Here is a 26,252-nt window from a genome sequence, read left to right on the forward strand (position 1 = left end):
AAAAGCCTCAGTGATCACTATCGTCACATCATCCAATTGCGGATGTCAAAGAGTCCAATTGCGGAAGTCAAATGCGACCTCCCGGGGAAGGTGTGACATGTCGGCGATTCCTCGAATCATGTCGGTATCGCTGGCGTCCGCGGCCGCGATCGGACTCATCAGCGCGGTAGGCCTCGCGCCACGAGCGTCCGCCGTGCCCTGCAGTGGCGACGCTGCAAACGCCCCACCCCCGCCGAACGCCGTGGTGACCGCGCCCAGTTCCAAAACACTCGGCCCGATACCGCGAGGGCCCCGGCCTCGTGGTGCGAATGAACGTGCGCCACTGCCTAGGCTGGGACCGCTGTCTCGGTTGGCAAATCCGGGTCAGCGATACTCCGCGCCCCTGCAACCTCAAGCGGGCGTGCTGCCGCCCGGGCCGAATCCTCCCGCCCCGGGCACCCAACAATCCGATGTCAGCAGGTTCTGGTCCCGGCACCGGCCCCAGCCCCGGCGCCGGGACCAGAACCTGCTGACATCGGGGGGGCTACGACATCGCTGGCCGAGTGGGTCACCGGGCCTGACGGCCCCAACAAGACGCTCGAACGATTCGGCATCTCCGGGACCGACCTCGGAATCCTCTGGGACAACGGCGATCCCGCCAACCGTCAGACACTCATGATCTTCGGTGACACGTTCGGCTATTGCGCCGTGCACGAACACCAATGGCGATACAACGTGATGTTCCGCAGCCAAGACCGTGACCTGGCCGACGGAATCCACGTGGCCTCCGGCGACCCGTCCAACAGATATTCCGGGTCGCCGGTAAGCCAACCGGGATTTTCCAAACAGCTCATCAATAGCATCAAATGGGCGCCGAACGAGACGGGAATCATTCCGACGTCCGCGATCTCGGTCGGGAGAACCCAGTACGTCAACTTCATGTCCATCAGGGATTGGGGCCGTGACGGCGAATGGACGACGAACTACTCGGGTATCGCGGTGTCCAACGACAATGGCCAGACCTGGGGGGTATATCCAGGCACCGTCCGCGCGTCCGGGCCCGACAGCGGACGAGCCAGATTCATTCCGGGCAATGAAAACTTCCAGATGGGGGCGTTCCTTAAGTCCAGCGACGGTTACCTCTATTCGTTCGGAACGCCGCCCGGACGCGGCGGCTCGGCACATCTGACTCGAGTTCCACAGCGCTTTGTCCCCGACCTCACCAAATACGAATATTGGAACGGCGATTCGAACTCCTGGGTCCCCAACAAGCCGGAGGCGGCCACGGTGGTCATCCCGGGTCCGGTGGGCGAAATGTCGGCCCAGTACAACACATATCTCAAGCAGTACCTGGTGATGTACACCAACGGCGCAAACGACGTCGTGGCGAGGACCGCGCCGGCTCCACAAGGACCGTGGAGCCCAGAGACGATGCTCGTGTCGTCGTGGCAGATGCCCGGCGGCATCTATGCGCCGATGATGCACCCCTGGTCGACGGGCAAAGACGTGTACTTCAACCTGTCGCTGTGGTCTGCATACAACGTCATGTTGATGCACACGGTGTTGCCTTAAGCGGAGTTGTTGTGCAGCGTGCGCGGGTCCCTGCCGGAGCGTGTCCAGGCGTCGGCCGCCCAGGGTGCGTAGATCAGGCGCAGCGGCAGCCGGTTGATCAGCGGATTCAACGCGCGCATGAGTGCAGCGAACCGCTGAAATCGCTTCTCGCGCTTGCTATCCCATTGGAGGTTGCACACATCACGCATTTGTGGTGGCAAGGTTCCCACCACGACTAGGCGGGCGTAGGCGTTCAGCGGCCGAGACAAGGCCTTCCAGATCGGCCCGGGGATCTTTCGGGGACCCGGAATGCCCTTTCGGAGATACCCCGTGCCATACAGCACGGTCTTGTGCGGGACGAACCGGTCCAGCATGCCCTCCCAATAGGCGACGAACTCGTCATAGGTTTGCGGTTGCCCCCGGTCACTGACGCCGTAAAGGCGGTACCAGACCTTGCTTTCGCCGAAGATCCGCTCCTTCTCCGCGCGGGACAGCCGCCGGATGAACATGTCGGTGTTGTAGATGACCTGATCGACGAATGTGGCGTGCGCCCAGTAGAACAGCTCCGGGTTTAACGCGTGATACCTCGAGCCGTCGCTGATGGTGCCTTTGATCGACTTGTGGAAATCCCGTACCGTGCGGCCCCACTTGTGCGGATCGTCGGAGTAGACGGTTTTCATCATGGGCGGCGCGGTCCGCTTTGCCCTACCCAGCGTGTCGCTGAAGATCACCGAGTGATCGAACACACCCTGAGCGAGCTGTTCGATGCAGTTCTCGGTGCCGGCGACGCGCTGGAACCCGAACAGTTGCGTGCGGTGATCTCCGTAGAACTTCCAGATCAACGAGTCGGGCCCGAGCCGTGTTATCTCGTCTTCACCCGACTCCTCAACCAGCAACGGCATCGCCTCGCGAACACCGGTGTCGAAATTCAGTTCGGCCGTCCTAGCCACCTCCTAGCCACCTCCTAGCCACCACCTACCCGGCAGGTTGTTGCGGAACAGTGAAACAAAAGCATATCTTTGTGTCAACATTGACCGGTGACACCACCCAGCCCCGACGGCGATCTCGGCGACGCGAAGATGCGCATCATCCTGGACACCGCCCGGACGGTCTTCGAGACCTACGGGGTGCGCCGGGCCAATATCGACGACGTCGCCGCGGGCGCCGGGGTTAGCCGCAGCACCATCTACCGGCGGTTTCCTAATAAGGACGAGCTGTTCGCAAGCGTCGTGCGGCGCGAGGCCGAAACCTTCTTCGCCACTCTGGACCAGGCCACCAACGGCTGCAATCCGCAAGGGGCGGTGATCGAGGCGTTCGCGCTCGGAGTGCGCCTCATCCACGACTCACCGCTGTATTCGCGCATCGCCGAAAGTGAACCCGAACTGTTCGGCATGTTTTCGCGATCGCACGCCTTTCCGATCAACCAATTCGCCGACGGGATCGCGCACACGCTGCGGCGGTGCGGCGCCACACACGTGGCCGACTCTGACCTTGCCAACGTCGCCGACATTCTGTTGCGCGTCGCCGTCGGCATCATCATGTTCCCCACCGACCGCCTCGATACCTCCGATCAGACTGCCGTCCGCGAGTACGCCGCCCGCTACCTGGTCCCCATCATTAACCTGTAGCCGTGGCGCAGGTGCCCCGGACTCGCTACGCCAAGTGCGGCGACCTAGAAATCGCCTATCAGATCCTCGGTGAGGGTCCGATCGACCTACTTGTGGTGCCCGGTCCGTCCATCCCAATCGACACAATTGACGCCGAACCGTCGATGTACCGCTTTTATCAGCGTCTGGCGGCGTTCAGCCGCGTGATCCGGTTCGACCATCGCGGAGTTGGCTTGTCGTCCCCGGTTCCCTCGGTGGACATCCTCGGGCCGACGTTCTGGGCCGAGGACGCGATCGCGGTGATGGACGCGGCCGGCAGCGCGCAAGCCGCGATCTTCGCGACCGGCTTCACCGCCACCACCGCACTAGTCTTCGCCGCGAAGTACCCCGAACGGGTCCGCAGTCTGGTGATCGTCGGCGGCTCGGCGCGAACGTTGTGGGCGCCCGACTATGAAATAGGGGTTGAGGCCGAGATCGCCGACCCCTACCTCACCGTCGGGACCGAACCGGATGCCGTCGAGCACGGCTTTGACATCCTCGGCATCGTCGCTCCCAGCGTCGCCCATGACGACGCTTTCCGCACCTGGTGGGATCTCGCCGGCAACCGGGCGGCGTCGCCCAGCATGGCGCGCGCCGTCATCAACGCCATAGGGGCCTGCGACGCGCGCGACGCGTTGCAGCACATCACCGCACCGACGCTGATCTTGCATCGCAAGGATTCGAACTTCGTCCCGATCGAGCACGGTCGCTACCTGGCCGAGCACATCGCCGGCTCACGCCTCATCGAGCTTCCTGGCGCAGATGCGCTGTACTGGGTCGGCCACACCGCGGCATTGCTCGACGAGGTCGAGGAGTTCATCACCGGTGTGCGCGGGGGCTCCGTCGCCGAGCGCATGCTGACCACGATCGTGTTCACCGACATCGTCGGCTCGACCCAGCGCGCCGCCGCCCTCGGCGACCTCCGGTGGCGCGACCTGCTCGACAACCACGACAACATCGTGCGCCATGAAATCCAGCGCTTCGGCGGTCGCGAAGTGAACACCGCCGGTGACGGTTTCGTCGCGACGTTCACCAGCCCCAGTGCCGCGATCGGGTGCGCCGACGCCATCGTGGACGCGGTCCATGTTCTCGGCATCGACGTCCGGGTCGGTATCCATGCCGGTGAGGTCGAGTTGCGCCCTGCCTCGCGAAATGACGTTGCCGGCATGGCCGTGCACATCGGTGCACGCGTCGCGGCGCTTGCGGGGCCCAGTGAGGTGCTGGTGTCTTCGACGGTGCGTGACATCGTCGCAGGATCGCGGCACCGATTCCTCGAGCGCGGTGAACGAGAACTCAAAGGCGTGCCGGGCCGATGGCGCCTCTACGCGCTCATCAGGGAACACGCGGCCAGCAATCAGGTCTAGCAGCGCTTGTACCCTGGCGGTACCAAAGATGCCGACCAGATAGCTGACCTGAGGAGAGCCGTGACGGCGCCGCTTTTAGAGGACCCCGGCCTTAGCTCGGTGCGGCGCGTTCAGCTGGAAGTCTCGGGGATGTCGTGCGCGGCGTGCGCGAGCCGCGTCGAAACGAAGCTCAACAAGGTTCCTGGCGTGCATGCATCCGTCAACTTCGCTACTCGCATCGCGACCATCGACGCCGTCGATATGGCTACCGCAGACCTGTGCGAAGTGGTCGAGAAAGCCGGATATCAGGCGGCTCCACACACCGAGTCGGTCGCCGAGCAAAAGGATCCCGACGCCGACCACGCCCGCCGCCTGCTGCGGCGGCTGCTTGTCGCGGCGGTGCTGTTCGTGCCACTGGCCGATCTGTCGACGATGTTCGCGATCGTGCCCAGCGTCAGGTTCGCCGGCTGGGGCTACCTGTTGACCGCGCTGGCGGCCCCGATCGTGACATGGGCCGCCTGGCCGTTCCACTCGGTGGCGCTGCGCAATGCCCGCCACCGGACAGCGTCCATGGAAACGCTGATCTCGGTTGGCATCGTGGCGGCCACCACCTGGTCGTTATCGACGGCCTTCGTGCATCACCAGCCACGGGAAGCCCGCGGAATTTGGCAGGCGATCCTGCATAGCGATTCGATTTACCTCGAGGTAGCTGCTGGGGTCACTGTCTTCGTTCTTGCGGGTCGATACTTTGAAGCCCGCGCCAAATCCAAGGCCGGCGGCGCGCTTCGCGCCCTCGCAGCGTTGGGCGCCAAGAATGTCACGGTCCTGCTGCCGGACGGCGCGGAGTTGGTGATTCCGGCCGGCGAACTCAAGAAGCAACAGCGCTTTGTGACCCGGCCGGGCGAGACCATCGCCGCCGACGGGGTGGTTGTCGACGGTGCCGCGGCGATCGATATGAGCGCTATGACCGGCGAGGCTAAACCGGTGCGTGCATATCCGGAGGCGACGGTCATCGGTGGCACCGTCGTGCTGGACGGCCGGCTGGTCATCGAGGCCACCGCCGTCGGTGGCGACACCCAGTTCGCCGCGATGGTCCGGCTCGTCGAGCAAGCGCAAGCGCAGAAGGCTCGAGCTCAGCGCCTCGCCGATCGCATCTCGGCGGTGTTCGTCCCGGTGGTGTTCGCCATCGCCGGATTGGCCGGCACGGCCTGGCTCATCGGCGGGGCCGGTGCGGATCGCGCTTTCTCGGTGACCCTCGGGGTATTGGTGATCGCGTGCCCGTGCGCGCTCGGGCTGGCTACGCCCACCGCGATGATGGTCGCTTCCGGACGGGGCGCGCAGCTGGGGATTTTCATCAAGGGCTACCGAGCGCTGGAGACCATCCGCGGGATCGACGCCGTGGTATTCGACAAGACCGGCACGTTGACGGTGGGACAGCTGACCGTGACCGGCGTGACGACCTGCGACGGCTGGGACCCCGGGGAGGTGCTCGCCCTGGCGTCCGCAGTCGAAGCGGCTTCCGAGCACGCGGTGGCGACGGCCATCGTTGCAGCATCTGAAAACCCAGGCCCCGTCACCGAGTTCGCCGCGGTCGCCGGGCGCGGTGTGTCGGGAGTCGTCGGCAGCCGCCACGTCGAGGTGGGCAAGCCGTCCTGGATTACCCGTAATGGGCCGTGCGACGCCGTTCTTGAGTCCGCGCGAGTCGAGGGCGAGTCCCGCGGCGAGACAGTCGTTTTCGTGTCGGTCGATGGCGTCGCCTGCGCCGCCATTGCGATTGCCGACACCGTCAAGGATTCCGCGGCCGACGCCGTCTCCGCTTTGCGCGGCCGAGGGCTACGCACGATTCTGCTCACGGGCGACAACCAGGCCGTGGCCGACGCGGTGGCAGCACAGGTCGGCATCGACACCGCTATTGCCGATGTGCTGCCCGAAGGCAAAGTCGAAGTGATCCAACGGCTCCGCGAGGCGGGCCACACCGTCGCCATGGTCGGCGACGGCATCAACGACGGCCCAGCCTTGGCCTGCGCCGACTTGGGCTTGGCGATTGGGCGCGGCACCGATGTCGCGATCGGCGCGGCCGACATCATCCTGGTTCGCGACGATCTGCACATCGTCCCACAGGCGCTGGATCTGGCGCGGGCAACCATGCGGACGATTCGGATGAACATGGTTTGGGCGTTCGGCTACAACGTGGCCGCAATCCCGATCGCGGCCGCCGGCCTGCTCAATCCGCTGATCGCCGGTGCCGCCATGGCATTCTCGTCGTTTTTTGTAGTCTCAAACAGCTTGCGGCTGCGTAAGGTTCAGTGAGTACCTCGAGATCGAGTGTGAACTCACGGCTTTCAGTGTGTGTCTCGGGCGGGATCCGGCCGGCTTTTCGCGCCCAGAATTCACCCTCAAAGCCCAGAATTCACACCGGATCGATTCGCCCGACTGGGTCTCAGGGAATGAGGGATCGGATGTCGCTGATGTTTTGTGAGATCGCCTTCGAGATGACCAGGAACTGGACGATGCCTGCGATGGTCGCCAGGCCCACGTCGGCCGCAATCGGATACCCGATCGCGTTGATGAGGTTGCCCTGCGCGAGCTGTTCCACGAACAGCTGGGAGTTGTATAGGGGCAGTGTCGTGGCAAAAGCAAGTGCTGTATCGGCGGCCGGGAGGAGCACGGCGTAGTCGGTCGAGATAATCGTCGCGGCCGTGTTCACAATCTTCTCCGGGGACGGCATCGCAGCCAACTTGGCCAATACGTCCGTCGGCTGCGGCGGCGTGAACGCCGGGATTATCATCGGCTGCGCGGCCAAGGCTTGCACCTCGGCGTTGAAGTCGTGGATACCCTGTTGGGTCCCGGCGGTGAAGGCCTCGACGAGGGTGTTCGGGCTGACTTCGGGGAACAACCCGAACGGGGTTGGCACGTCCGCGTAGCTCGTCGAGTAACCGTGGTAGGGATCGCCGTAGCCCAAATTGACGATCACTTCCAAGTTGGGCTCGATCAAAGCGGCCAGTGGCCTTCCGATGACGGGTATCGCTCGTACCGGTGTCAGCAGCGGCAGTTCCTCGGTGGGAATCATGTAGTAGTACGTCTTGCCGCCGTTTTCGTAGTAGCCGGGTGACGTCTGCAATTGGATAGCGTTATTGACTTGCGCAGGCGTCAAATCCAGGTACTTGGTGTGGATGGTGGCGATACCGAACACCGCATTCAGATCGGAAATGAAATTGATCGGATACCGCGGAAAGTCAGCGAAGCCGTCGTACTCCTGCGTGTAAATGGCCACTTCGTAGGGCGTATTGGAGGGGGTCGCACCGTAGAACGTCAGACCTAGGGTTGGGAGGGTCAGGTTGGGGAAACGCGCGAGCATACCGCCGTTGGGATTCATCTCGTTGCCGACCAGCACGAAGTTGAGGTCACCGGGGGGATACGGATTGCCCATCGCCGCGAGTTTCTGCATTTCCAGCGAGGCGATGATAGCGCTTTGCGAGTAGCCAAAGATGGTAAGAGAATTGCCCGGAATAGACAGTTGATTGTGGATCGCATTGTCGAGAATCGTGAGACCCTCACTCACCGATTGGTTCAGGGTCGAGCTCTTGACACCGGTGATCGGATACAACTCTTCGGGCGTGAACAGTCTTTGTAGGAATTCGGGCGCGGACATCGAACGGACGTAGAGCTCATTCGCGAAAGTGACATATTCCGGTGGCGGAATGGGCACGCCGGTGGCGCCGATAAATAGCGTGGTCAGGTTAGCCGAGAAAGGCGGAATCGCGGCCGCCGGCGCCGCGGTGGGCGCGGCGGGCGCGCCCACCGGTCCCTGCAGGATGGCGGCGGCCGCGGTCTCGGTTTGCACGTAAGCGCTCGCCGCCGCGGCCAGTGCCTGTTGGAACTGAGCGTGATATGCCTCGACTTGACCGATGACGGCCTGGAACTCCTGTCCGTGCGCGCCAAAGAGATTCGCGATGGCCGCCGACACCTCGTCGCTGGCCGCGGCCAGCAGCGTGGACGTCGGCGCCGCCGCGGCTGCGCTTGCCGCACTAATCGTTGAACCGATGCTCTCGATGTCCGCGGCGACGGCCGTCATGATCTCCGGCGCGGCAAGCAAATTCGTCAATGCCTGTCCCTTCCCCCGGTGACACGAGTCTTTTCTCGGTCAGACTGGACCGCAAGCGTATTACGAAGACGCCGCCTTGTCTGCGTTTTGCGCCATTCGCGCCGGGGCGTGTCAATTGAATTCTTTGACAACTGCCTAATAAGCCAGGGTCCCATTCTCGGCCTCCGACAATAGGCGCCAAGCCGTTTCTCGGAACGAGATGCTTTGCAAATCCCTAACGAAGCCGGCGAACAATGCCGCAACGCGCCAGCTAGGCGGCACCACCACCCAATTTCGTCGACTGTCAGGTGCTTGACATACTAGGCACCCATGGCCGAACAAACCTTTTCCGTCGACGGACTGCACTGCGAGGGATGCGTAGCAACCATCACCACCGCGCTGACCTCATTGGACCCAGTCAGCGCCGTCAGCATAGACCTGGACACCAAAGGCACCTCCACAGTGCGGATTACCACCGACGTTGAGTTGACGCGCGAGCAGGTGCAGGAGGCACTAGACGGAAATGGAAGCTTCTCGGTAATCGCCTAACGCATCATCGACGCATCCGCGACAATTCCCGCAGCATCGCGTTGTAGGCGTCCAGTTCGTCATCGGCGTAGTCGCTGTCGGCGTGCCGGTCCTCGCGGGACGCGACTCGGCGGTCTTGGCGTGCCCACTGGGTCACTAACGCCACAATTACGATGATGACCGGCAATTCCGTTAAGCTCCAAGCAATTCCGCCGCCGAGGTGTTGATCGGAAATGACACTGGACAGCCAGGGCAGATTGACGGACCGGTAGAACGTGCCGCCGACCGCCGATGCCATGGTCATCAGGGCGATACCGAAGAAGGCGTGGAACGGCATCACCGCGAAAAGCAGCCCGATCCGCCCCGGGTACGGCAGCCTGCGCGGCCCGGGATCGATACCAATGATGGCCCAGTAGAAGAGATATCCGACCAGCAGGAAATGGATGGCCATGAACTCATGGCCCCAGTGGTAGCGGACCAAGGTATCGAAAACCGGCGTGAAGTAAACGATATAGGGCGAGCCCACAAAGAGAACAAATGCAACGATCGGATTCGAGAAGAACGCAGTGACCCGCGAGTGCAGCAGCCAGGTCAACCATTCCCGGGGACCGGGCGGCTGTCCATCACCGGCAGCAGGCAGTGCCCGCAGCGCCAGCGTGACCGGTCCACCAAGAACCAGTAGGACCGGGATGAACATGTTCAGCGTCATGTGCTCAGCCATGTGGACGCTGAACATCGCTGATCCGTAAGCACGTACACCCGAACTGCTGGTGAACACCAACACGACACAACCGGTCAACCACGCAACCAGCCGCCCGACGGGCCAGGAGTTGCCTGCACGGCGCAACCGCACAAACCCGACGACATACGCGACGGCCAGAACCAGGCCGGCCGCGCCGACCAAGCTGTCGAATCGCCAGACGGTAACCACCGTGGTGATAGTCGGCGGGTGTGGCAGTTCATAGCCGAGCAAGACGTCCCAGGCCGTGAATTGGTGGGTGAGTAGTCGCGGCGCGGTCGTAACCGCCATCGCGGCTATCGCCGCCAGAGCGGCCATCACGGCCAGGGCAGCGAGGTTCTCAGAACCGCGAGACCGCGCCGAACTACCCAACAGAGTCCAGCAGTCGGACAACCACACCAAGGCCACGAGAATCCCCGCGACCAAGCCGAGACGACCGAAGTCCGAACCAAGGTTCCAGCCCGGGATCAACAGATAGAGCAGGACCGCCCCGTACAGCAGCGCGATTGCACCGCTAGCTAGCTGCGTCAGCAGTACGGCACGATTGGGCGTCGCCCCGACCAACGCCGCGGTGGTCTTGAGGCCGGTCAGGGTGGCGACTGCGACCGCGACGACGATGGCAGCGCTGGTCGCGTAGTCATGGTCGGGTCCCTGTCCCGCATTACCGGTCACCGCCGGCGCAACGACCGCAATCACGGTGGGGACCAGCAGCACAACGTGACCGAGCCAACGAGTGTTGAGCCGCAGCGTTACCGCTACCAGCAGCGCGCAGATCGCCGCCAGGAACCACGCGGGTGCGGTTTCGGATGCGTCGATGGCATCGCGCAGCGCTCCACTAGTCAGCAACCGCACCGGCGCCACCCCAGAGTCATGCGAGGCCTGAATTACCACCATTACTAGGGCAATTCCCAGCCAGGCGACCGAAACCCGCTCTGCCACAAGGTGAATCCGAAATGCTGCGGGGTCAATCAAGCCATCGGCCGCTGGCCTCGACGTCATGGTGACGTAGACCAATGCACCAAGACAGCTGGCGCCCAGCAGGGACCCGAGGAAGCACCCGAGTGGCCCGGCAACGCTGATGAACGCACCCGGATAGGGATTGCCGGCCTCGGCAAAACGACGTGGCCCTGAGATCAAGCCCTGGCCGGCGAGCGCCGCCGAGATGGCGAGAAAGCCACCTACCAGCCAAGCTCGGGCCATTACGTCCTTGGATCGAGGCACCCCTGCAGCTTACGGCCGTGCATCATCGGTCAGGGAGCGCATAGTCTTCGGTGACCGTTCATTTGCGAATGTGAAGGAAGCTGGGAGACGTGGGCCCCGCATGATCGCTGACCTACCGCTTCGTTGGCTGGTCACCGGCCTGTTCCTGTTCAGCGGCGCCGGGTTTGTACTCGTCATCGACCGCCGATCGTGGACCTCGATCGTGGGCCACGGATTGCATGTCGTGATGGCAATCGCGATGGCTGTGATGGCATGGCCGCGGGCAGTCCCGCTGCCAGCGACGCTACCGGCGCTGTTTTTCCTGGTAGCGGGGGTCTGGTTCGCGGCAATGGCCGTCGCTGCGGCCCGCAGGATCGCACAACGGGTGGTGCGCGGGTATCACGCCGTGACGATGGGGGCCATGGCCTGGATGTATGCCGTTATGAATCGGCACTTGCCAACCGATCGACCGCTCGCGGACCACGAGATGGCTCCGGGAATGTCGATGCCGGACATGGACATGACTTCGACCGACACGCCAACAGGCAGCGAGCTGCACGGATGGATCGCGACCGGCAACTGGATATGGACCGTCTTTTTCGCGCTTGCCGCCCTAGTCTGGGGCTACCGGTTCGTCATGCAGCGCCGTTACGGCCGGGGGACCCGCCCATCGCGCAAGTCGCTTGCTTGCGCGGTTGAGGCAACGATGGCGGCCGGGGTGGCGACCATGTTCGCCACCATGCTATTTGCGACCTAAGTAAGCCGATGGAACTTTTTTCGTCGCGATCTGACTACTGCTGAGAAGCTCGGTAAGTCAGACCGCGTTGTTCGGCAAAGGGATTTACTACGGTGCGTAGTACTACTACTACGTTGCGTAGCGTCAACTGCGTCGCCGCGTCTGCGCCCCGAGGTGAGCTCAATAGGTCGTGCGCGGCCGGCGAAGGAGATGTCCGTGCCCTGCGAGTACCGAGATCCGAGTGGCAACGATCGCTCACCAACGCCGTACGTGGGGCGCTTGCTTATCATTTCCAACGCAACGGGTTCTATCGTGCACAATGCGAGGCCGCACAGATCCAACCCGCTGACATCGGCGACTATCCAGACCTGCATCGCATCCCCTTGCTTCCAGTCGGAATGTTCAAGCAAGCCGGCGGGCATGTGCTGCTGACATCCGGTCTTGCCGACGTCGAGATGGAGATCCGCTCGACCGGCACCAGCGGGGTCCCATCGGTTGCCCGACGAGACGCACTGACCGTCACCCGGGCGTCGGTGGGGTTGTTCGGCTGCTACCGAGACTTCTTTGGCATCTCCAAAGGCGCCGGACTGTTCCTGTGTCCGTCCACGGCCGAGGTCCCCGAGATGGGCATGGTCAAGGTGTTCAACCTGCTCACCGGGATGCTGGACGACCATCGCTACGTCGTGCGCGACTACTCGTTCGACCCCGAGGAAGCGCTTGCGTGCCTGCGTAATTGGGAGGGCAAGATGACCCGGCACCTCATCGGGCCGCCGTTCATCATCGCACGGTTCATGAGATTCCTTGAACCGGAAGCCATTCCGCTGACACTTGACCCCGAATCGCTGATCATCATGCTCGGCGGCTGGAAACAGTACACCGGGAAATCCATCAGCCGCGATGGGTTCGACCACAAAGCCGAGGCGGTTCTTGGAATCGACCGCAGTCGCGTCCGCGACATGTACGGCATGATCGAGTCGAACATGCTCGCCATCGAATGCGAGCACAATCGCAAGCACGTTCCGCCGTGGTGCTACGTGTCGATCCGCGACATCTCTGACCCCGCAGTCGAACTCGCGCCGGGCAAGACCGGCGGCATCGCCATCCTGGACGCGCTTAACACTGCGTATCCCGGCTTCTTGCTTTCCGACGACGTCGGTGAGGTCGACGAGGGCGACTGCCCATGCGGCAACTCCGGCCAAACCGGCCAAACGGTGCGTTTTCGCCGTCGTCGGCATTGCGCCGAAATTGGCTGCTGCGCTGTCAGTATCGAGAAGTACATCGATTCGCGTGAAGTCGCCGCCGAATGCGAACTGGCGAACGCAACGGGACGCACGTAGCCGATGCCCCGATTCAGTCCGACGGCCATCGATCACTTCACCAATCCTGGTAACTCCGGGCGGCTTCCCACCCCGACGTCTCGGCAACAACGAGACCGGCGCGATTCAACCTGCAGTACTTCACCGAAAGCTTTGCACCCCTTGGTCTGCGACGTGATGTCCTGGTGCCGTGTTACGGGATGGCCGAGTCGGTGGTGGCAACCACGGTCGCCCTCCGGAAGGCAGCGCCTGGTCCGTCGAACTTTGGCCGGGTACGCGCGCTGCACAGCGAGGACACCCAGCCGCCCCTTGTCTCGTGCGGTTCGCCCGTCGACGGAATCCGCGTGCGAATCGTGAACTCGGAGGGGATCGCCGGCCCAGAGGGAACGGAGGGGGACATCCAGATCAGCGGCCCGTCGATAATGCTTGGCTATCTGTCGCGCGACGGCGCCGTGCAGGCCCCTAAGGACGGCTGGTTCGACACCGGAGACCGCGGATTTCTCAGCGACGGGGAGCTTTTCGTGGTGGGTCGCCACAAGGAGATGCTGATCGTACGTGGCCGGAACTTCCCGCCCTACGACGTCGAGCGAACAATCGACGACTTACCCGTGGTCGGCGACGGTCAAACCGCGGTCTTTTCGCTGCCGCCTGATGCGAGTCGTGGGAGGGAATCGGTTGTCGCGGTGGTAGGTACCAAAGCCCCTGATAACGAACATCATCGGGTCCGCGCCGAGGTAGGAGCCGCCGTCCGAGGCGCTTTCGGGTTTTGCATTGACGACATCGTCCTTGTCCCCAGCGGGTCCTTGCCACGCACCACCAGCGGAAAGCTGCAGCGCGTCAAGGTTCGCGAGCTATATCTGCAGCGACGCCTGCGGATGGTGACCAAGTGAGGAAGGTCATCTACGTTTCATCGCCGGGTGGTTGCGTGTCAACAGTGGCAGCATCAGCCCCGGCGGTGCAACCCGGAACAGCGCCGCAGACACCCGATTAACCCCACCCGGGACGACGACCGACTTGCCGGCAGCTAGCCCATCGATTCCGGCCTTTGCGACCTTGTCGGCCGGAACCCACATGGCCCGCGGCAACGCGGCGTCGGCTTCCTCTTTGGTGAACCCAGCCGCGTCACCGAAGCCGGTGTCCACCGGTCCGGGGCACAACGCGGTCGCGACAACCCCGGTGCCACGCAGCTCACCGCGAAGACTGTGGGTGTAGGACAACACGAACGCCTTGGCCGCCGCATACGCCGCTTGACCCGGAAGCGGACCCAACGCGGCGACCGATGCCAGGTTGAGCACAGCGCCCAATTGCCGGTCCACCATTCCCGGCAGGAATCTGCTGCACAGATCGACCACGGCGGCCACGTCGACCTCGACTAGGTTAAGTTCTTTCTCGGGAACAGATTTCGCGACAACGCCTAGGGTCGATAGTCCGGCGTTGTTGATCAGAATGTCCGGAACAAGTCCAAGTGCATCGACTCGGTCCGGCAGGCTCGCGCGGTCGTCTCGGTCGGACAGGTCCGTCGGCAGCGGATGCGCGTTCGCGCCCAGCCGTGCGGCGATTTCTTCCAGACGATCGACGCGGCGGGCGACCAGGACGACCTGATGGCCGCGCCGGGTAAGTATCTTGGCGAATTCCTCGCCGATGCCTGACGAGGCACCGGTGACAATGGCAGCGCGGTCGTTTCCTGGTGGTGGGAGAGCCATACGGTGACCGTACCGGGCACAACGTTGCGGTAGAAGGCGCTAAGGCGTGTCGGCCGCCGCATCGGAGCCCTCCGCGATCGCGGCAAGGCGGTCCATCGATGCGCGAAGCATGTCGGCAGTCGTTGCCCGCGCGCGGTCGAGGCGACTGGCGTCGGTCAGCGCCGTCCAATCGTAGGTATGGGTCACGCTGGTGCGGGTGTCGCTCACCGGCGTCAGCTCCCAGCGCCACAGGTGACCCGGCGGCTGCTTGCCGGGTTCCGCAGGACGCCAAGCGATTTGGCGACCTTCAGTGAACTCCACCACATGATTTTCCCGCACCGCACCCATGCTCAGCGTCATGCTGAAGATGTCCCCAACCCGACGGACCCGCTGCCCCGGAGCCGCGACCGCCAGGTTGTCGTTGCCGTCCCAGCTCGGCTGACGGGACGGATCGGCGATCAGTTCGAAGATCCGGTCCGCACTGGCCGCTATTTCGCGGGTGGCGCTCACGATACGTTCAGGCACAATCCACCTCCTAAGCCAAAGCGGGCAGCAATTCCAGCAGAATGCGAGCCGACCTGGCCGCCACCTCGCTGACATAGCGACGGAAGTCCGGCCCAGATTCGGCGCCAGCATTATCGGAGAGCCCACGGATGACCAGCCAAGGGATGCCAAACGATTCGCAGATCTGCGCTAGCGCACCGCTTTCCATATCGATAGCGGCACCGCCAAAGTCGTTGTGGAGGCGGATACGTGTTTGCTCGCAATGCAGATACTGGTCGCCGGTGAGGATGGTGCCGTAATGGATTCGTGGCGGCCGAGCGTCTGCGACGTTCGACAGGGGCGCAAGCGCAAGGCCTTCGAGACGATCTTGGACACGGGCTAACAATTGGGGGTCGATCTCGTAGCCGAGGCGCTCGGTGCGGTTAATGAAGGGAACGTGTCCAGGCTGATAGGGAAGCAACCGCTCATTCTCGAGGAGGCCGAAATCGTGCTGCACGACTCTATCGGCGATGACAATGTCACCGACGCACAGTTGCGGATCCAGTCCGCCGGCGACTCCGGTGAAAACAATAGTGCCACAACCAAATCGGTCGGCGAGCAACGTCGCTACTAACCCGGAGTTGACTTTTCCCATTCCCGCAGTGGCCACTACGACCCGGCGCGCTTTGAGTTCGCCTGCGTCGAAGACAATCTGGGCGACTTCGGTGCGTTTGGCGTCGCGAAGCCGGCCGCGCAGGTATGCCAGCTCTTGCGGGAGCGCACAGATGATGCCGATCGTCACCCGTGAGATTGTATCGACGGTCGATGCTTCTGGCCGAGTTGGTAAGGCGGCTTGCCTGCTCAGTGCCTATCAGCAGCGCTCAACGCCCCGACGCATGAGCCGCGGGTTGCCCGCAAACCGGCGTCGTCTGTTTCTCAAGACGGCGTGCAGCGCGTCGCAGGCGCGTGCCTTGATCGGAGCGACCACATCGAAGTTATTAGGGCTGTTGCTGATCCAGGGCGGCAGTGTTGACACGGCTTCGGTCCTTCGTCAATCCGGCGACAGTGCGCCACCTGACTGACATTTCACCGTGACTCTATTGCGAGTACGCCGCGGGAGGGTAAACGGCGCGAAAAGGCATTTTGTGGCGTCAAACACAGCTCAGGGCTGGTGTGACTGGATCGCCACAAGAATCCGCCGGCGTCAGGAAATAGGTTAGGCAACGTCAGACATCATGGCGGCCCGCTCCAGGTCGAGCAGCTGCTCGCCATGGCGTTCCTCGTCATAGGCTTTGCGGCCACCCCGCAGACCGAACAGCCGTTTCGAGGCCAGCAGGTAGATCACCGCGGCCACGTTAATGGTGAAGGTCACCACGCGGGTCATCGTGATGCCCTTGGCTAGGTCATGGATCTCCAGCGGCAGGAAGATCGAGGTGGCCACCACCGCGAAGTACTCACCCCAGCGCTTCAGCAACCACAGGCCGACGCCTTCGACGACTTGCAGCACCGCATAGACAGCCAGCATGACGGTTATCACGGCCAATGTCGATGGCTTTGCCGCCAATGCCTTTTCCAGCTCGTGTATCGCAGACATCTGATCGACCTTGAAACCGGCGGCGCGGAAGACCGGCAGGTTGCGGTCCAGGGTGGCTTGGATCGCGCCACGCGCACCGCGAAACTCCCACACCGCCCACGCGGCGAGCGCTAACACCAGCGCCCGGAACAATCGCTCAACCCCGAGCGCACGAATGATGATCGCCTGACGTAACGCCTTGCCGCGCATGATCATTGGCGCATCTTCGGGATGTCCCCGACCGTGGGGCTCGCCAAGGGCGAAATCGCCGCAGCGCAGGCACCGCCACACTTCACCAAGTTTCGTTTTCGCGCTGAGTCGTTCAGCGAGTGCCTCGTCATCGGGTGCATAGGTGGCGTGCCCGCTGAGTGCGCAGGTAATCAGCTCCCACCGGTTGGTGCCACGATTTTCACGCTTACCCACTTGCGCTCCTTCGCTGCCAGAATGCGCCGATCATTCTTTCAGAACCGGCTCAACGCCGCCGTTTCCCGGGTGAGGCGTTTCCCGATGGACTGAACCTGCCGTCGCGTGAGGGCGCACAGCGGATGTACCGCCACAATGAGGGCCACTCGCCGGTGGTGGTCGAAAACCGGTGCGGCGATGGTGGCCACCGGTTGCCTGGCCCGGCCGGGATCGTCATCGGAGAGGTAACCGATGGTGGTGAACTCGGCAAGCAGCTGGTCTATGATCTGTCGCACCGGCGCCGGCATTTCGTCGCTATGCAGCGTTCCGACCAATTGGGCCGCTTGGGCAAGCGCGGGCGTCGTCCAGTCAACGTCGAATCCGCGTTCGCGCGTGCGGGCCAAGACGAGTTCGAGACGCCGGGTGCAATCGGCGTTGGAGCCCGCGCGCTCGATCCAGGCACGCTGGCCATAGCTGGTGTCCCAGGCGGCGAACGCTACACCGAAGGGCGGGGCATAGGGAATGCGATCACCGGGCAGTCCCGCAGGCGCGGTGGCGTCGTGACCCGCGAACGCGGTGATTACGAGAGAGTCGTCGAACCGTTCCACCACAGAACCGGCGTAGCCAACCTCGGCGGAGGTTCGGATGGCCGCGCCGCGAGCGGCATGCGCGAGCGATCGCACGGCGTCCGTCCGCGCCGCAACCACCGCCAGTGCCGGGCCCAACGTAAAGGTCTTCGTCGCGGGATCGCGGCTGACCCAACCGCGGTCGCACAGTGTTTTCAGGATCGCGTGCGCCGTCGCCTGATTCAACCTGAGCTCGCGCACCACGTCGGAAAATCGCAATTGCTCATTTCCCGGGCGGGCTAGGAGTTCGACAACGTCGAGCACCCTGCCGGTTGGCGCCGATGTCGATCCGCGAATGGCTTGACTCCCTTATCCGGAGCTTCTTACAGTAATTGCGAACATTCGAAATCATATATCGATTATTCGAGAAAGATCCCTTGCGTGCTGTGGTGTTGCGGGAAGGGCGGGTAGCGATCCGCGAGACAGCCGACGCCACGCCCGGACCTGGTGAGCTGTTGTTACGTACCCTGAGCACCGCGATCTGCGCGTCCGACGCGTACTTCATGGACCAGTCGCCTTTCGACGTGTTTCACGAGGTACGCGCCGAGCGCGGGTTGCCCGGTCCCGCGGTCGTTTTCGAGTGCGTGGGCGCCGCCGGGCTCATTCAGAACATCGTCGAGTCAGCCGAGATGGCCACTCGAATCTATTGCGCCGGTGGCTGGTACACCGGCGACACGCTGGACATCACCACCGCCACTCGCCAGGGCGTCACAATCCAATTCGGCGGCGGGCCGCCCCCGCAGGACTGGGCCCGCCGCGGATCGTGGTCCATCCCAATGGAGACGTCACATGACCGAACATGAAGACCGCCACGATATTTCCGACCTGCTGGTGCGCTACGCCACCGGCATCGATCGGCGTGACTGGCCGCTGTTTCGCACCGTGTTCACCGAGGACTGCGAACTCGACTACGGCGAGATCGGTGCGTGGGACGGGGTCGACGCCGTCACCGAGTTCATGGAGAAGGTGCATGCGATGGCCGGCCACACCTTGCACCGGTTGAGCAATCAGGCCATAACAATCGACGGCGACAACGCCGTGGCCCGCACCTACGTCGACGCACTGATCATGGCCGGTGACAACCAAAGCGGTGTTAACGGAATCGGTTTCTACGACGACGAGATCATCCGTACACCTCACGGGTGGCGCATCGCCCGGCGCAGGTTCACCGCGGTGCGAGTTAGTACGGTTGGGAGCACCTAAATGACGTTTGCCACAAAGTACGGTCCATGGGCGCTGGTCGCTGGCGCTTCAGACGGACTGGGCGCAGCGTTCGCTAGGGAACTCGCCGAGCGCGGCGTGAATGTCGTGTTGCTCGCGCGTCGGCAGGCCTTGCTCGATCAGGTTGCGGCAGAGATCAAGTCGGAGACATCCGCGCAAACACGCACTGTCGCTATAGATCTCGCGAAGCCGGACGCCTCGGTCAAGGTCGCCGAAGCCACCGCTGATCTGGAGATCGGGTTTCTTGTGTACTGCGCCGGTGCCGACCCGAACTACCAGCCGTTCCTGGCCAGCCCGATCACTGCCGCAGAGGAAATGATGCAACGAAACTGTATGGTGCCGATGCAGCTGTGCCACCATTTCGCTCCGGCGATGGTCGAGCGGGGCAGCGGCGGAATCGTCATCTTCGGGTCCGGAGCCGGACTAGCAGGCGGGCCCAACATGGTCGCCTATGGCGCCTCCAAGGCATTCGATATGGTCTTCGCCGAAGCGCTGTGGGCCGAGCTGCACGACAAAGGCGTTGAGGTGTTGGGCCTCATCCTCGGCAAGACCGATACACCCGCGCTCCGGCGACTAGAACACAGCCGCGGGCAGATAAGTTCGCCCGACGAGGTGCCAGCGGGTGCTGGCGCCGTGGACGAGGTAATCGCGGAAGCGTTCGAAAACCTGAGCAAGGGACCGACGCTGATGGTGGGCGAGGCCATGCGCGCCGCGGAACGCTTGATGGGTTCACTGACCCGTAATCAGACCGTCGAACTGTTCACGCAAGCCGCGGCCGCGGCGATGGGTCCGCCGTGTTAAGCGGGTGCGTGCCAGGTGATCAACACCCGACCGTAGAGCAACCGACGGACGCGGGCGCCGGGAAGCACCGTGGAGACGTGCGCGCGCAGCTGCGCCAATGTATCCGGTGGCGGCCATTTGATGACCGCGGTGTGCTCCCACTTGCCCTTCGCGCGATTGGCTACCCCGCAAGCCAACCATGCGGTGATGTGCCACAAGATGTTTCGCACCGATGGCCGGACGAAAGTCACCACCGCCAACGTCCCACCAGGACTCACCAGGTCGATAAGCCGTCGGAGTGCCGCGCGGGTGTCCTCGACGTGGTGCAGTGCGGCGTTTGAGACCACGGCGTCGAAATCGGAGTGGGGCAACTCGGCCGTCATAACATCCCCGTGAATCCATCGGACCGGTGCGTCGGTGAACCGGGACTGTGCGCGTTGCAGTACCGGTCCGTCGACGTCGAGTGCGGTGACATCAGAGATGCGCTGAGCTAACCGAGCGGCCAGGAACCCGTCGCCGCAACCGACGTCGAGGACGCGCCTGGCATCGGGCGGGACGCTGGAATCCAGCAGCCCGTCGTAGTGGATGTTGATGTTCCACGGTTGGTCCACGCCTGCCGTCATACCAGATCTTGTGCGATCCTGTATCGGTGGTGTTCGCATGACTGCGGCAGCGTTTGCCTGCGCGACGTGCGGCACCGAACTGCGGGCCACGGCGAAATTCTGCGACGAATGCGGGTCGCCGACCGCAGCACCCGTGTCTGCCGAGTACAAGCAGGTCACCGTGCTGTTCGCCGACGTCGTGCATTCGATGGACATCGCTGCGGCAGTGGGTGCGGAGCGGTTGCGCGAGATCATGACCGAGCTCGTCGCGAATGCGGCGGCAGTGGTGCAGCGGTTCGGGGGCACGGTGGACAAGTTCACCGGCGACGGAATCATGGCGGTGTTCGGTGCGCCGGTCGCTTTGGAGGATCACGCCTTTCGTGCGTGTCTGGCTGCTCTGGGAATTCAGGAAGAGGCGGAGCACCTGGCGGACGAGGTCGCGCGTCACGACGGGGTGGACCTACAGCTGCGTGTTGGCCTGAATTCGGGTGAGGTGATCGCCGGCGAAATCGGCTCCGGTGCTTTGGGTTACACGGCGATGGGTGAGCAGGTGGGCATGGCGCAGCGGATGGAGTCGGTTGCGCCGCCGGGCGGGGTGATGCTCAGCGAGTCAACCGCTCGCCTGGTCCAGGATGCCGCAACCCTGGCAGAACCGGAACTTCTGCATATCAAAGGGGCGACCCATCCGGTATCCGCACGCCGCTTGATCGCGACGGCAAACGATCATCGCCGGCGCAGCGACCCCCGACTCGTCGGGCGCACCTGGGAGCTCAGCACCATCGCGGGGATCCTCGACGAGGCGATCGGTGGCAACGGATGCGTGATCGGTGTCCTAGGACCACCGGGTATCGGCAAGAGCCGCATCGTTCGCGAATCGGCGGCACTGGCGGGAAGCCGCGGCGTGGAAGTGTTCACCACCTACTGCGAATCCCATACCAGCGATGTCCCCTTCCACGCGGTGACGGGTCTGTTGCGCGCCGGCCTCGGTGTCGACGGCCTCGACGGCGAGGCCGCCAGGACACAGGTCCGCACCCGATTCGCGGACGCCGACCGCGAAGATCTGTGGCTACTCGACGACCTGCTCGGCATCGCTGATCCTGACGTCGAGGTGCCTAACATCGATGCCGCCGCGCGACGGCGGCGCCTCACCGCGCTGATCAATGCCGCGTCGATGGCCCGGGCTGAGCCAGTGCTGTATGCGATCGAGGATGCCCATTGGATTGACGAGGTCAGCGAGTCGATGCTGGCCGACTTCCTAGCGGTCATCCAGCGAACCCGCTCGATAGTGCTGATCACGTATCGCCCCGAGTACCGCGGTGCCCTGGCTACGATCCCCGGTGCGCAGACAATCGCGCTGCGACCGCTCAACACCACGCAGACCGAGGCGCTGGTCGGTGAGTTGCTAGGCACCGACTCCTCGGTGCACGAGCTGACTCAGGTCATCGCCGAACGGGCCAGCGGCAACCCATTTTTCGCCGAGGAAATCGTGCGAGACCTCGCCGAACGCGGAGCGCTCCGCGGTGCCCGCGGCTCTTGCCTACTACACGGCGACGCCGCTGATGCCACGGTGCCGCCGACATTGCATGCCGTTATCGCTGCCCGCGTCGACCGCCTCAGCCTGGCGGCCAAACGCACGCTCAACGCCGCGGCGGTTATCGGATCACGGTTTAGCCCCGAGCTGATTGGCGCCCTCGGCACCGACCCGGTCATCGACGAACTGGTCAAGGGTGAGCTTATCGACCAGGTCGCGTTTACCCCGAAGATCGAGTACGCGTTCCGGCATCCGCTAATTCGCGCTGTGGCCTATGAATCGCAGCTGATATCGGATCGCGCCGAGCTGCACGGGCGGCTGGCCGCCGCGATCGAACAGCGCGAGCCGGAATCCGCCGACGAAAATGCCGCGCTGATAGCCGAACACCTCAAGGCGGCGGGGGCGCTGCACGCGGCGTTCGGCTGGTACATGCGCGCGGGCAGCTGGCTCACACACCGCGACATCACTGCGGCGCGTGCGAGTTGGCGACACGCGCGAGACGTCGCGGACCAACTGCCCGACGCCGACACCGATCGCGCCGCACGCAGGATCGCCCCTCGGACGCTGCTGTGCGCCAGCGCCTGGCTGGCGGGCGGGAGCATGGCCGACACCGGGTTCGACGAACTACGCGAACTCGCTACCGCGAGCGGCGACAAGGTTTCGCTGGCGATGGGAATAGCGGGGTGGCTGCCGGCGCTGATCGTCCACGCCCGATTCCGCGAAGCATCCGAGTTGGCCTCCGAACTCACCAACCTGCTCGAGTCGATCGGCGACCCGACGTTGATCCTCGGGTTCGCGTATGGTGCACTCGCCGCCAAGCTTGAACGCGGCGAGATGGCCGAAGTTGTGCGGGTGGCGCAACGGATGATCGAACTGGCCGACGGTGACGCCACCAAGGGTAACTTCATCATCGGCTCTCCATTGGTGGCCGCAACCATGCTCGGGGGCTGCGCACGATGTCTGCTTGGGGACCAGCGCGGGAGAGCCGATATCGAGGCGGCCACCAGGATGGTCCGAGCATTCGATCCCACGTTGCGAGCGTTGATGCTGCTCTTCAAATACATGTTGGTCGCCAATGGAGTATGGGTGCCGGATGCGGCGGCCCCGCAGGAGACCGCCGAGGTCCTGGAAATCGCTGAGCGGTCGGGCGACAACTTCACGCTCGCCTGCGCCCGGTATGCGCATGCTCGCGCGCTTGTGGCCAATGGCGGTCCCGGGCTCGAAGATGCTTTCGCTTTGCTCGCCGCGGCCCGTGAAGCCGCGTTAGAAGAGCGTTTCACGCTGATGGCGGCCACATTCGTTGACCTGGTATTTGCTAGCGAGAAGGCCCGCATGGGAGATCTCGACGGAGCAATCGAACTGGCCCGCCCTGCCGTCGAGGCGGAATACGCCTGCGACGACATGATCAATCTCGCGGCCGCCACCGCCACTTTGGTACAAGCGCTGCTGCGCCGAGGCGGCCCGGCGGACTTTCTCGAAGCGCAGGCGGCCATCGACCGGCTGGCGGCGGTGCCGACCGAACCCGGGTTCGTCTTGCATGAAATCTGGCTACTCCAGATGCAGACACTGCTAGCACGAGCGCGCGCCGACGAAATGGCGTATCGCCAGTATCGGGACCGCTATCGCACGATGGCGAATTCTCTTGGCTTCGAGGGACATATCGCCTGGGCGTCGGAAATGGAGTGACAGCAGTGCTGACGGTTATCGGCGCGGGAGGGATGGGTCGAGCAATCGCCCGGCGCCTTGGTTCGGGCAAGACGGTGCTGTTGGCCGACTACAACGAACAAACCCTGGCGACGCTCGCCGAATCGCTGTCTGCAGAAGGCCATCACGTCGAAAGCCATCCGGTCGATGTTTCGTCACCGGAATCGGTTCGCACACTTGCCAAATACGCAGCCTCACTCGGCAGCGTCACCCAGGTGGCACACACCGCCGGCCTCTCCCCTGCGCAGGCCACGGCCCAGGCAATCCTGGCTGTCGATCTGTTGGGTGTCACGCTGGTTCTGCACGAGTTCGGCGAAGTCATCGCGCCGGGTGGCGCCGGCGTAGTTATCGCAAGCATGGCCGGGCACCTGTTCCCCCCACTGACCGCCGAACAGGATGCAGCATTGGCGCACACTCCGGCTCACGAATTGCTGCAGCTGGATTTCGTCAGCCAGCTCGACAATCCGGGTATCGCATACGCAATTGCCAAGCAAGCCAACCACATTCGAGTCCGCGCCGCCAGCACGCAGTGGGGCCGGCGCGGCGCCCGAATCAATTCGATCAGCCCCGGAATCATCTCGACACCAATGGGTCAGCAGGAACTTGCTTCCCCAGTCGGCGACGGCATGCGGTCGATGATCGCAATGTCTGGTACCGGACGAATGGGAACGCCCGATGACATCGCCGCGGCGACCGCCTTCCTCCTTGGCCCCGACGCCACCTACATCACCGGCACCGACCTACTGGTCGACGGCGGGGTCGTCGCGGCGGCGAAGGCCGGTAGCCCCACAACATAGACGGATCACGTGGTCCGCGGGCCGTAGTTGTGCAGGGTTTGGTTGGAACCCTCACTCACCGTGACGTAACCCGTCCCGTCGGGATGGAAGGCGATCGCTTCGCCCTGCTGCTCATCTACCAACGGCCCGTCAACTGGCTGCTGGCTGAACGGCGACCAGGCGCTACTTCCCTCGGTGCGGTTCCACAGCAGCACGTCGTCATAGGTGCGCACGACCAACTGCGAACCGTCCGCCGAATAGTCGGCACTTGTGGTCAGCTGGGAGTGGGCGTCCGACAAGTCCAGCGTGGCGACCTGTTGCAGTGTCGTGTCGGCGCTGCCGCCCCATGCACTTGCCGGCGCCGTGTAGACGCGGGAGACATCGGCATCGGTCTTCTCCACGAGCATCACGTTGCCTGAGCGTGGGTCGACCGCTAGCGACTCGGAATTGATCTTTTCGCCGTTGGGATAGGTCACGCGCAGCCGCTCAACTCCGGACAGCGTGGTGTTGGTTGGGCTGGACGCGGTGCCGGTGACAATCGGCTCGGGGACTCGGTAGATCACGACGTCGCTTCGCGAGTGGCCGTTGTCGCCGATATCCCCGACATAGATATAGGACTTTCCGTCCGGTCCCTTGGCGACCTCGATGTCCTCCCAGTCGATAGCCGTTGCACCACTGAGTTTGTAGGTACCCAGCGTTTGGCCCGTCGTTGAGTCGATCGCGAAGATTCGCGCCGAGTCCCCCGAATCGTTATGCACCCAATAGACATTGGGATTGTTGATGCCGGCATCAATGCCGGAGATCTCCTCGAGATCGCCGTTCGTGATGGTTCCTCCGTTGGAGGATGCGAGGTCACCGTCACGGGCCGCGTCAACCGCATTCTGTCCGGGCGGTTGCGACGGCCCGCCCGGGTCGCCCGGATTGCCGGGGTCGCCTGGACTGCCAGGATCGTTTGGACCGTTGACCTTTGCGCCCTGAGCTCCGGCCGTGCCGGCGTGGCCGGCCAGGTGCCCGCCGGCGCCGCCGGCTCCGCCCGGCCCGGGATTGGCTCCTGACCCACCCGTCCCACCGTTTCCGCCGTCGCCCCACAACAGCCCACCGTTGCCACCACGACCACCGGGCGCGCCGGCGGTTGCGCCAGCCCCGCCTTGGCCGCCGGCACCACCGTTGCCGATCAGCCCGGCACTGCCGCCGTCGCCGCCGGCCTGGCCGGCCGCGCCGGAAGCGCCGTTTCCACCATTGCCGTACAACAAACCGCCGGGTTGGCCGTCCTGACCGGTCCCAGGCGTCCCGTCGGCGCCGTTGCCGATCAGCGCACGGCCCAACAATGTCTGGGTGGGCGTATTGATCAGGTTGAGCGCCGCCTGCTCCAGCGGATTGGTATTGGCCAATTCAGCGGCCGCATAGGATCCCGAACTCGCCGCCAACGACTGCACGAACTGCTGATGAAATGCGTCGACTTGAGCGCTCACCGCCTGATACTGCCGGGCGTTACCCGCGAACAACGCCGCAACCGCCGCCGACACCTCATCGGCAGCAGCGGGCAAGAGTCCGGTCGTGGGAAGCGCCGCCGCTGCATTCGCTGCGCTCAGCGCCGCGCCGATGCCGACCACCTCCCGCGCCGCCGACGACAACAACTCCGGGACCGCCACCAGATACGACATCGCCATCCTTCCGCCGGCCGTCTTCACCGATACATATAATCAATCAGTTGATAGTAACGTGAAGGATCATTCCCACGGTCGATTCC

The 26,252-nt window shown here is 63.8% G+C and carries 21 protein-coding genes and 2 pseudogenes; 13 read left to right on the forward strand and 10 right to left on the reverse strand.

The window, feature by feature from the left end; all coding sequences use genetic code 11:
• The first annotated feature begins 42 nt into the window (after positions 1-42).
• A pseudogene (locus MSIMFI_RS05380) lies at positions 43-1,551 on the forward strand (DUF4185 domain-containing protein).
• Here the strand turns inward: MSIMFI_RS05380 and MSIMFI_RS05385 are convergent.
• Positions 1,548-2,432: an oxygenase MpaB family protein gene (locus MSIMFI_RS05385; RefSeq protein ID WP_191498037.1), complete on the reverse strand. Its 885-nt coding sequence runs from the start codon at positions 2,430-2,432 to the stop codon at positions 1,548-1,550. The pseudogene MSIMFI_RS05380 and the gene MSIMFI_RS05385 sit on opposite strands and share 4 nt — an antisense overlap.
• A gap of 177 nt (positions 2,433-2,609) precedes the next feature.
• Here MSIMFI_RS05385 and MSIMFI_RS05390 point away from each other — a divergent pair, with 177 nt between their 5' ends.
• The 3 genes from MSIMFI_RS05390 to MSIMFI_RS05400 are packed head-to-tail and all read left to right on the forward strand — an operon-like array spanning position 2,610 to position 6,829.
• Complete coding sequence (locus MSIMFI_RS05390) at positions 2,610-3,158, forward strand: TetR/AcrR family transcriptional regulator (protein ID WP_191498038.1); 549 nt, start codon at positions 2,610-2,612, stop codon at positions 3,156-3,158.
• 2 nt (positions 3,159-3,160) lie between these two features.
• Entirely contained in the window at positions 3,161-4,540 is a 1,380-nt protein-coding gene (locus MSIMFI_RS05395) for an adenylate/guanylate cyclase domain-containing protein (protein ID WP_191496425.1), read from the forward strand.
• A 60-nt stretch (positions 4,541-4,600) separates the two neighbouring features.
• The gene (locus tag MSIMFI_RS05400) at positions 4,601-6,829 is read left to right on the forward strand and encodes a heavy metal translocating P-type ATPase (RefSeq protein WP_191496426.1); all 2,229 of its coding nucleotides are present in this window, start codon (positions 4,601-4,603) and stop codon (positions 6,827-6,829) included.
• 130 nt (positions 6,830-6,959) lie between these two features.
• On the opposite strand, the gene MSIMFI_RS05405 is transcribed toward MSIMFI_RS05400, so the two are convergent.
• Complete coding sequence (locus MSIMFI_RS05405) at positions 6,960-8,624, reverse strand: PE family protein (protein ID WP_191496427.1); 1,665 nt, start codon at positions 8,622-8,624, stop codon at positions 6,960-6,962.
• 309 nt (positions 8,625-8,933) lie between these two features.
• Between MSIMFI_RS05405 and MSIMFI_RS05410 the strand changes: the two genes are divergently transcribed.
• Positions 8,934-9,152 carry a heavy-metal-associated domain-containing protein gene (locus MSIMFI_RS05410; RefSeq protein ID WP_191496428.1) on the forward strand — a complete coding sequence of 73 codons (219 nt, stop codon included), beginning with the start codon at positions 8,934-8,936 and terminating at the stop codon, positions 9,150-9,152.
• Positions 9,153-9,156: 4 nt separating this feature from the next.
• Here MSIMFI_RS05410 and MSIMFI_RS05415 read toward each other — a convergent pair whose 3' ends face one another.
• Positions 9,157-11,070, reverse strand: coding sequence for a cytochrome c oxidase assembly protein (locus MSIMFI_RS05415; protein WP_191498039.1), 1,914 nt, complete (start codon positions 11,068-11,070; stop codon positions 9,157-9,159).
• Between the two features lie 121 nt (positions 11,071-11,191).
• Here MSIMFI_RS05415 and MSIMFI_RS05420 point away from each other — a divergent pair, with 121 nt between their 5' ends.
• From MSIMFI_RS05420 to MSIMFI_RS05430, 3 genes and pseudogenes are all read left to right on the forward strand, one after another.
• The gene (locus MSIMFI_RS05420; protein WP_191496429.1) at positions 11,192-11,827 is read left to right on the forward strand and encodes a DUF5134 domain-containing protein; all 636 of its coding nucleotides are present in this window, start codon (positions 11,192-11,194) and stop codon (positions 11,825-11,827) included.
• Positions 11,828-12,027: 200 nt separating this feature from the next.
• Positions 12,028-13,143, forward strand: a complete 1,116-nt coding sequence (locus tag MSIMFI_RS05425; protein WP_224770234.1) for a LuxE/PaaK family acyltransferase — start codon at positions 12,028-12,030, stop codon at positions 13,141-13,143.
• Positions 13,144-13,283: 140 nt separating this feature from the next.
• Positions 13,284-14,012 (forward strand): annotated as a pseudogene (locus tag MSIMFI_RS05430) (AMP-binding protein); the annotation flags it as partial.
• A 6-nt stretch (positions 14,013-14,018) separates the two neighbouring features.
• Here MSIMFI_RS05430 and MSIMFI_RS05435 read toward each other — a convergent pair.
• The 5 genes from MSIMFI_RS05435 to MSIMFI_RS05455 all read right to left on the reverse strand — a co-directional run bounded on the left by MSIMFI_RS05435 (position 14,019) and on the right by MSIMFI_RS05455 (position 18,152).
• Positions 14,019-14,825, reverse strand: coding sequence for an SDR family NAD(P)-dependent oxidoreductase (locus MSIMFI_RS05435; RefSeq protein ID WP_191496431.1), 807 nt, complete (start codon positions 14,823-14,825; stop codon positions 14,019-14,021).
• Positions 14,826-14,864: 39 nt separating this feature from the next.
• Positions 14,865-15,329: an SRPBCC family protein gene (locus MSIMFI_RS05440; protein WP_224770089.1), complete on the reverse strand. Its 465-nt coding sequence runs from the start codon at positions 15,327-15,329 to the stop codon at positions 14,865-14,867.
• A 10-nt stretch (positions 15,330-15,339) separates the two neighbouring features.
• On the reverse strand, positions 15,340-16,089 hold the full coding sequence (locus MSIMFI_RS05445; RefSeq protein ID WP_191496433.1) for a 5'-methylthioadenosine/adenosylhomocysteine nucleosidase: 750 nt from the start codon (positions 16,087-16,089) through the stop codon (positions 15,340-15,342).
• Between the two features lie 414 nt (positions 16,090-16,503).
• Positions 16,504-17,283 (reverse strand): DUF2127 domain-containing protein, encoded by a 780-nt coding sequence (locus tag MSIMFI_RS05450; RefSeq protein ID WP_191496434.1) that lies wholly within the window; start codon positions 17,281-17,283, stop codon positions 16,504-16,506.
• Positions 17,284-17,321: 38 nt separating this feature from the next.
• A complete protein-coding gene (locus MSIMFI_RS05455; RefSeq protein WP_191496435.1) occupies positions 17,322-18,152 on the reverse strand; it encodes a helix-turn-helix domain-containing protein in 831 nt (276 codons plus the stop codon).
• Positions 18,153-18,265: 113 nt separating this feature from the next.
• Here MSIMFI_RS05455 and MSIMFI_RS05460 point away from each other — a divergent pair, with 113 nt between their 5' ends.
• From MSIMFI_RS05460 to MSIMFI_RS05470, 3 genes are read left to right on the forward strand one after another with little or no spacing between them, the layout of a single operon-like run.
• Positions 18,266-18,691, forward strand: a complete 426-nt coding sequence (locus MSIMFI_RS05460; RefSeq protein WP_224770090.1) for an MDR/zinc-dependent alcohol dehydrogenase-like family protein — start codon at positions 18,266-18,268, stop codon at positions 18,689-18,691.
• Positions 18,678-19,091 carry a nuclear transport factor 2 family protein gene (locus MSIMFI_RS05465; protein ID WP_191496436.1) on the forward strand — a complete coding sequence of 138 codons (414 nt, stop codon included), beginning with the start codon at positions 18,678-18,680 and terminating at the stop codon, positions 19,089-19,091. The genes MSIMFI_RS05460 and MSIMFI_RS05465 overlap by 14 nt, the downstream gene beginning before the upstream one ends.
• A complete protein-coding gene (locus tag MSIMFI_RS05470; RefSeq protein WP_191496437.1) occupies positions 19,092-19,910 on the forward strand; it encodes an SDR family NAD(P)-dependent oxidoreductase in 819 nt (272 codons plus the stop codon). It begins immediately after the preceding gene.
• Here MSIMFI_RS05470 and MSIMFI_RS05475 read toward each other — a convergent pair.
• The gene (locus MSIMFI_RS05475) at positions 19,907-20,500 is read right to left on the reverse strand and encodes a class I SAM-dependent methyltransferase (protein WP_396820147.1); all 594 of its coding nucleotides are present in this window, start codon (positions 20,498-20,500) and stop codon (positions 19,907-19,909) included. The genes MSIMFI_RS05470 and MSIMFI_RS05475 overlap by 4 nt on opposite strands.
• Positions 20,501-20,549: 49 nt before the next feature.
• Between MSIMFI_RS05475 and MSIMFI_RS05480 the strand changes: the two genes are divergently transcribed.
• Both MSIMFI_RS05480 and MSIMFI_RS05485 read left to right on the forward strand, forming a co-directional pair.
• Positions 20,550-23,708 (forward strand): ATP-binding protein, encoded by a 3,159-nt coding sequence (locus tag MSIMFI_RS05480; protein WP_191496439.1) that lies wholly within the window; start codon positions 20,550-20,552, stop codon positions 23,706-23,708.
• A complete protein-coding gene (locus tag MSIMFI_RS05485; protein ID WP_191496440.1) occupies positions 23,705-24,523 on the forward strand; it encodes an SDR family oxidoreductase in 819 nt (272 codons plus the stop codon). Before MSIMFI_RS05480 ends, MSIMFI_RS05485 begins: the two co-directional genes overlap by 4 nt.
• 5 nt (positions 24,524-24,528) lie before the next feature.
• On the opposite strand, the gene MSIMFI_RS05490 is transcribed toward MSIMFI_RS05485, so the two are convergent.
• Positions 24,529-26,166: a PE family protein gene (locus MSIMFI_RS05490; protein ID WP_191496441.1), complete on the reverse strand. Its 1,638-nt coding sequence runs from the start codon at positions 26,164-26,166 to the stop codon at positions 24,529-24,531.
• Positions 26,167-26,252: the final 86 nt, after the last annotated feature.

It is taken from the genome of Mycobacterium simulans (assembly GCF_900232995.1).
Lineage (GTDB): Bacteria > Actinomycetota > Actinomycetes > Mycobacteriales > Mycobacteriaceae > Mycobacterium > Mycobacterium simulans.

Coding starts and splice junctions, on each gene's coding strand:
- MSIMFI_RS05435 (WP_191496431.1), bottom strand. CDS start 14,825: ATGGCTCTCCCACCACCAGGAAACGACCGCGCTGCCATTGTCACCGGT.
- MSIMFI_RS05385 (WP_191498037.1), bottom strand. CDS start 2,432: ATGCCGTTGCTGGTTGAGGAGTCGGGTGAAGACGAGATAACACGGCTC.
- MSIMFI_RS05480 (WP_191496439.1), top strand. CDS start 20,550: ATGACTGCGGCAGCGTTTGCCTGCGCGACGTGCGGCACCGAACTGCGG.
- MSIMFI_RS05415 (WP_191498039.1), bottom strand. CDS start 11,070: ATGGCCCGAGCTTGGCTGGTAGGTGGCTTTCTCGCCATCTCGGCGGCG.
- MSIMFI_RS05490 (WP_191496441.1), bottom strand. CDS start 26,166: ATGTCGTATCTGGTGGCGGTCCCGGAGTTGTTGTCGTCGGCGGCGCGG.
- MSIMFI_RS05410 (WP_191496428.1), top strand. CDS start 8,934: ATGGCCGAACAAACCTTTTCCGTCGACGGACTGCACTGCGAGGGATGC.
- MSIMFI_RS05420 (WP_191496429.1), top strand. CDS start 11,192: ATGATCGCTGACCTACCGCTTCGTTGGCTGGTCACCGGCCTGTTCCTG.
- MSIMFI_RS05470 (WP_191496437.1), top strand. CDS start 19,092: ATGACGTTTGCCACAAAGTACGGTCCATGGGCGCTGGTCGCTGGCGCT.
- MSIMFI_RS05390 (WP_191498038.1), top strand. CDS start 2,610: ATGCGCATCATCCTGGACACCGCCCGGACGGTCTTCGAGACCTACGGG.
- MSIMFI_RS05465 (WP_191496436.1), top strand. CDS start 18,678: ATGACCGAACATGAAGACCGCCACGATATTTCCGACCTGCTGGTGCGC.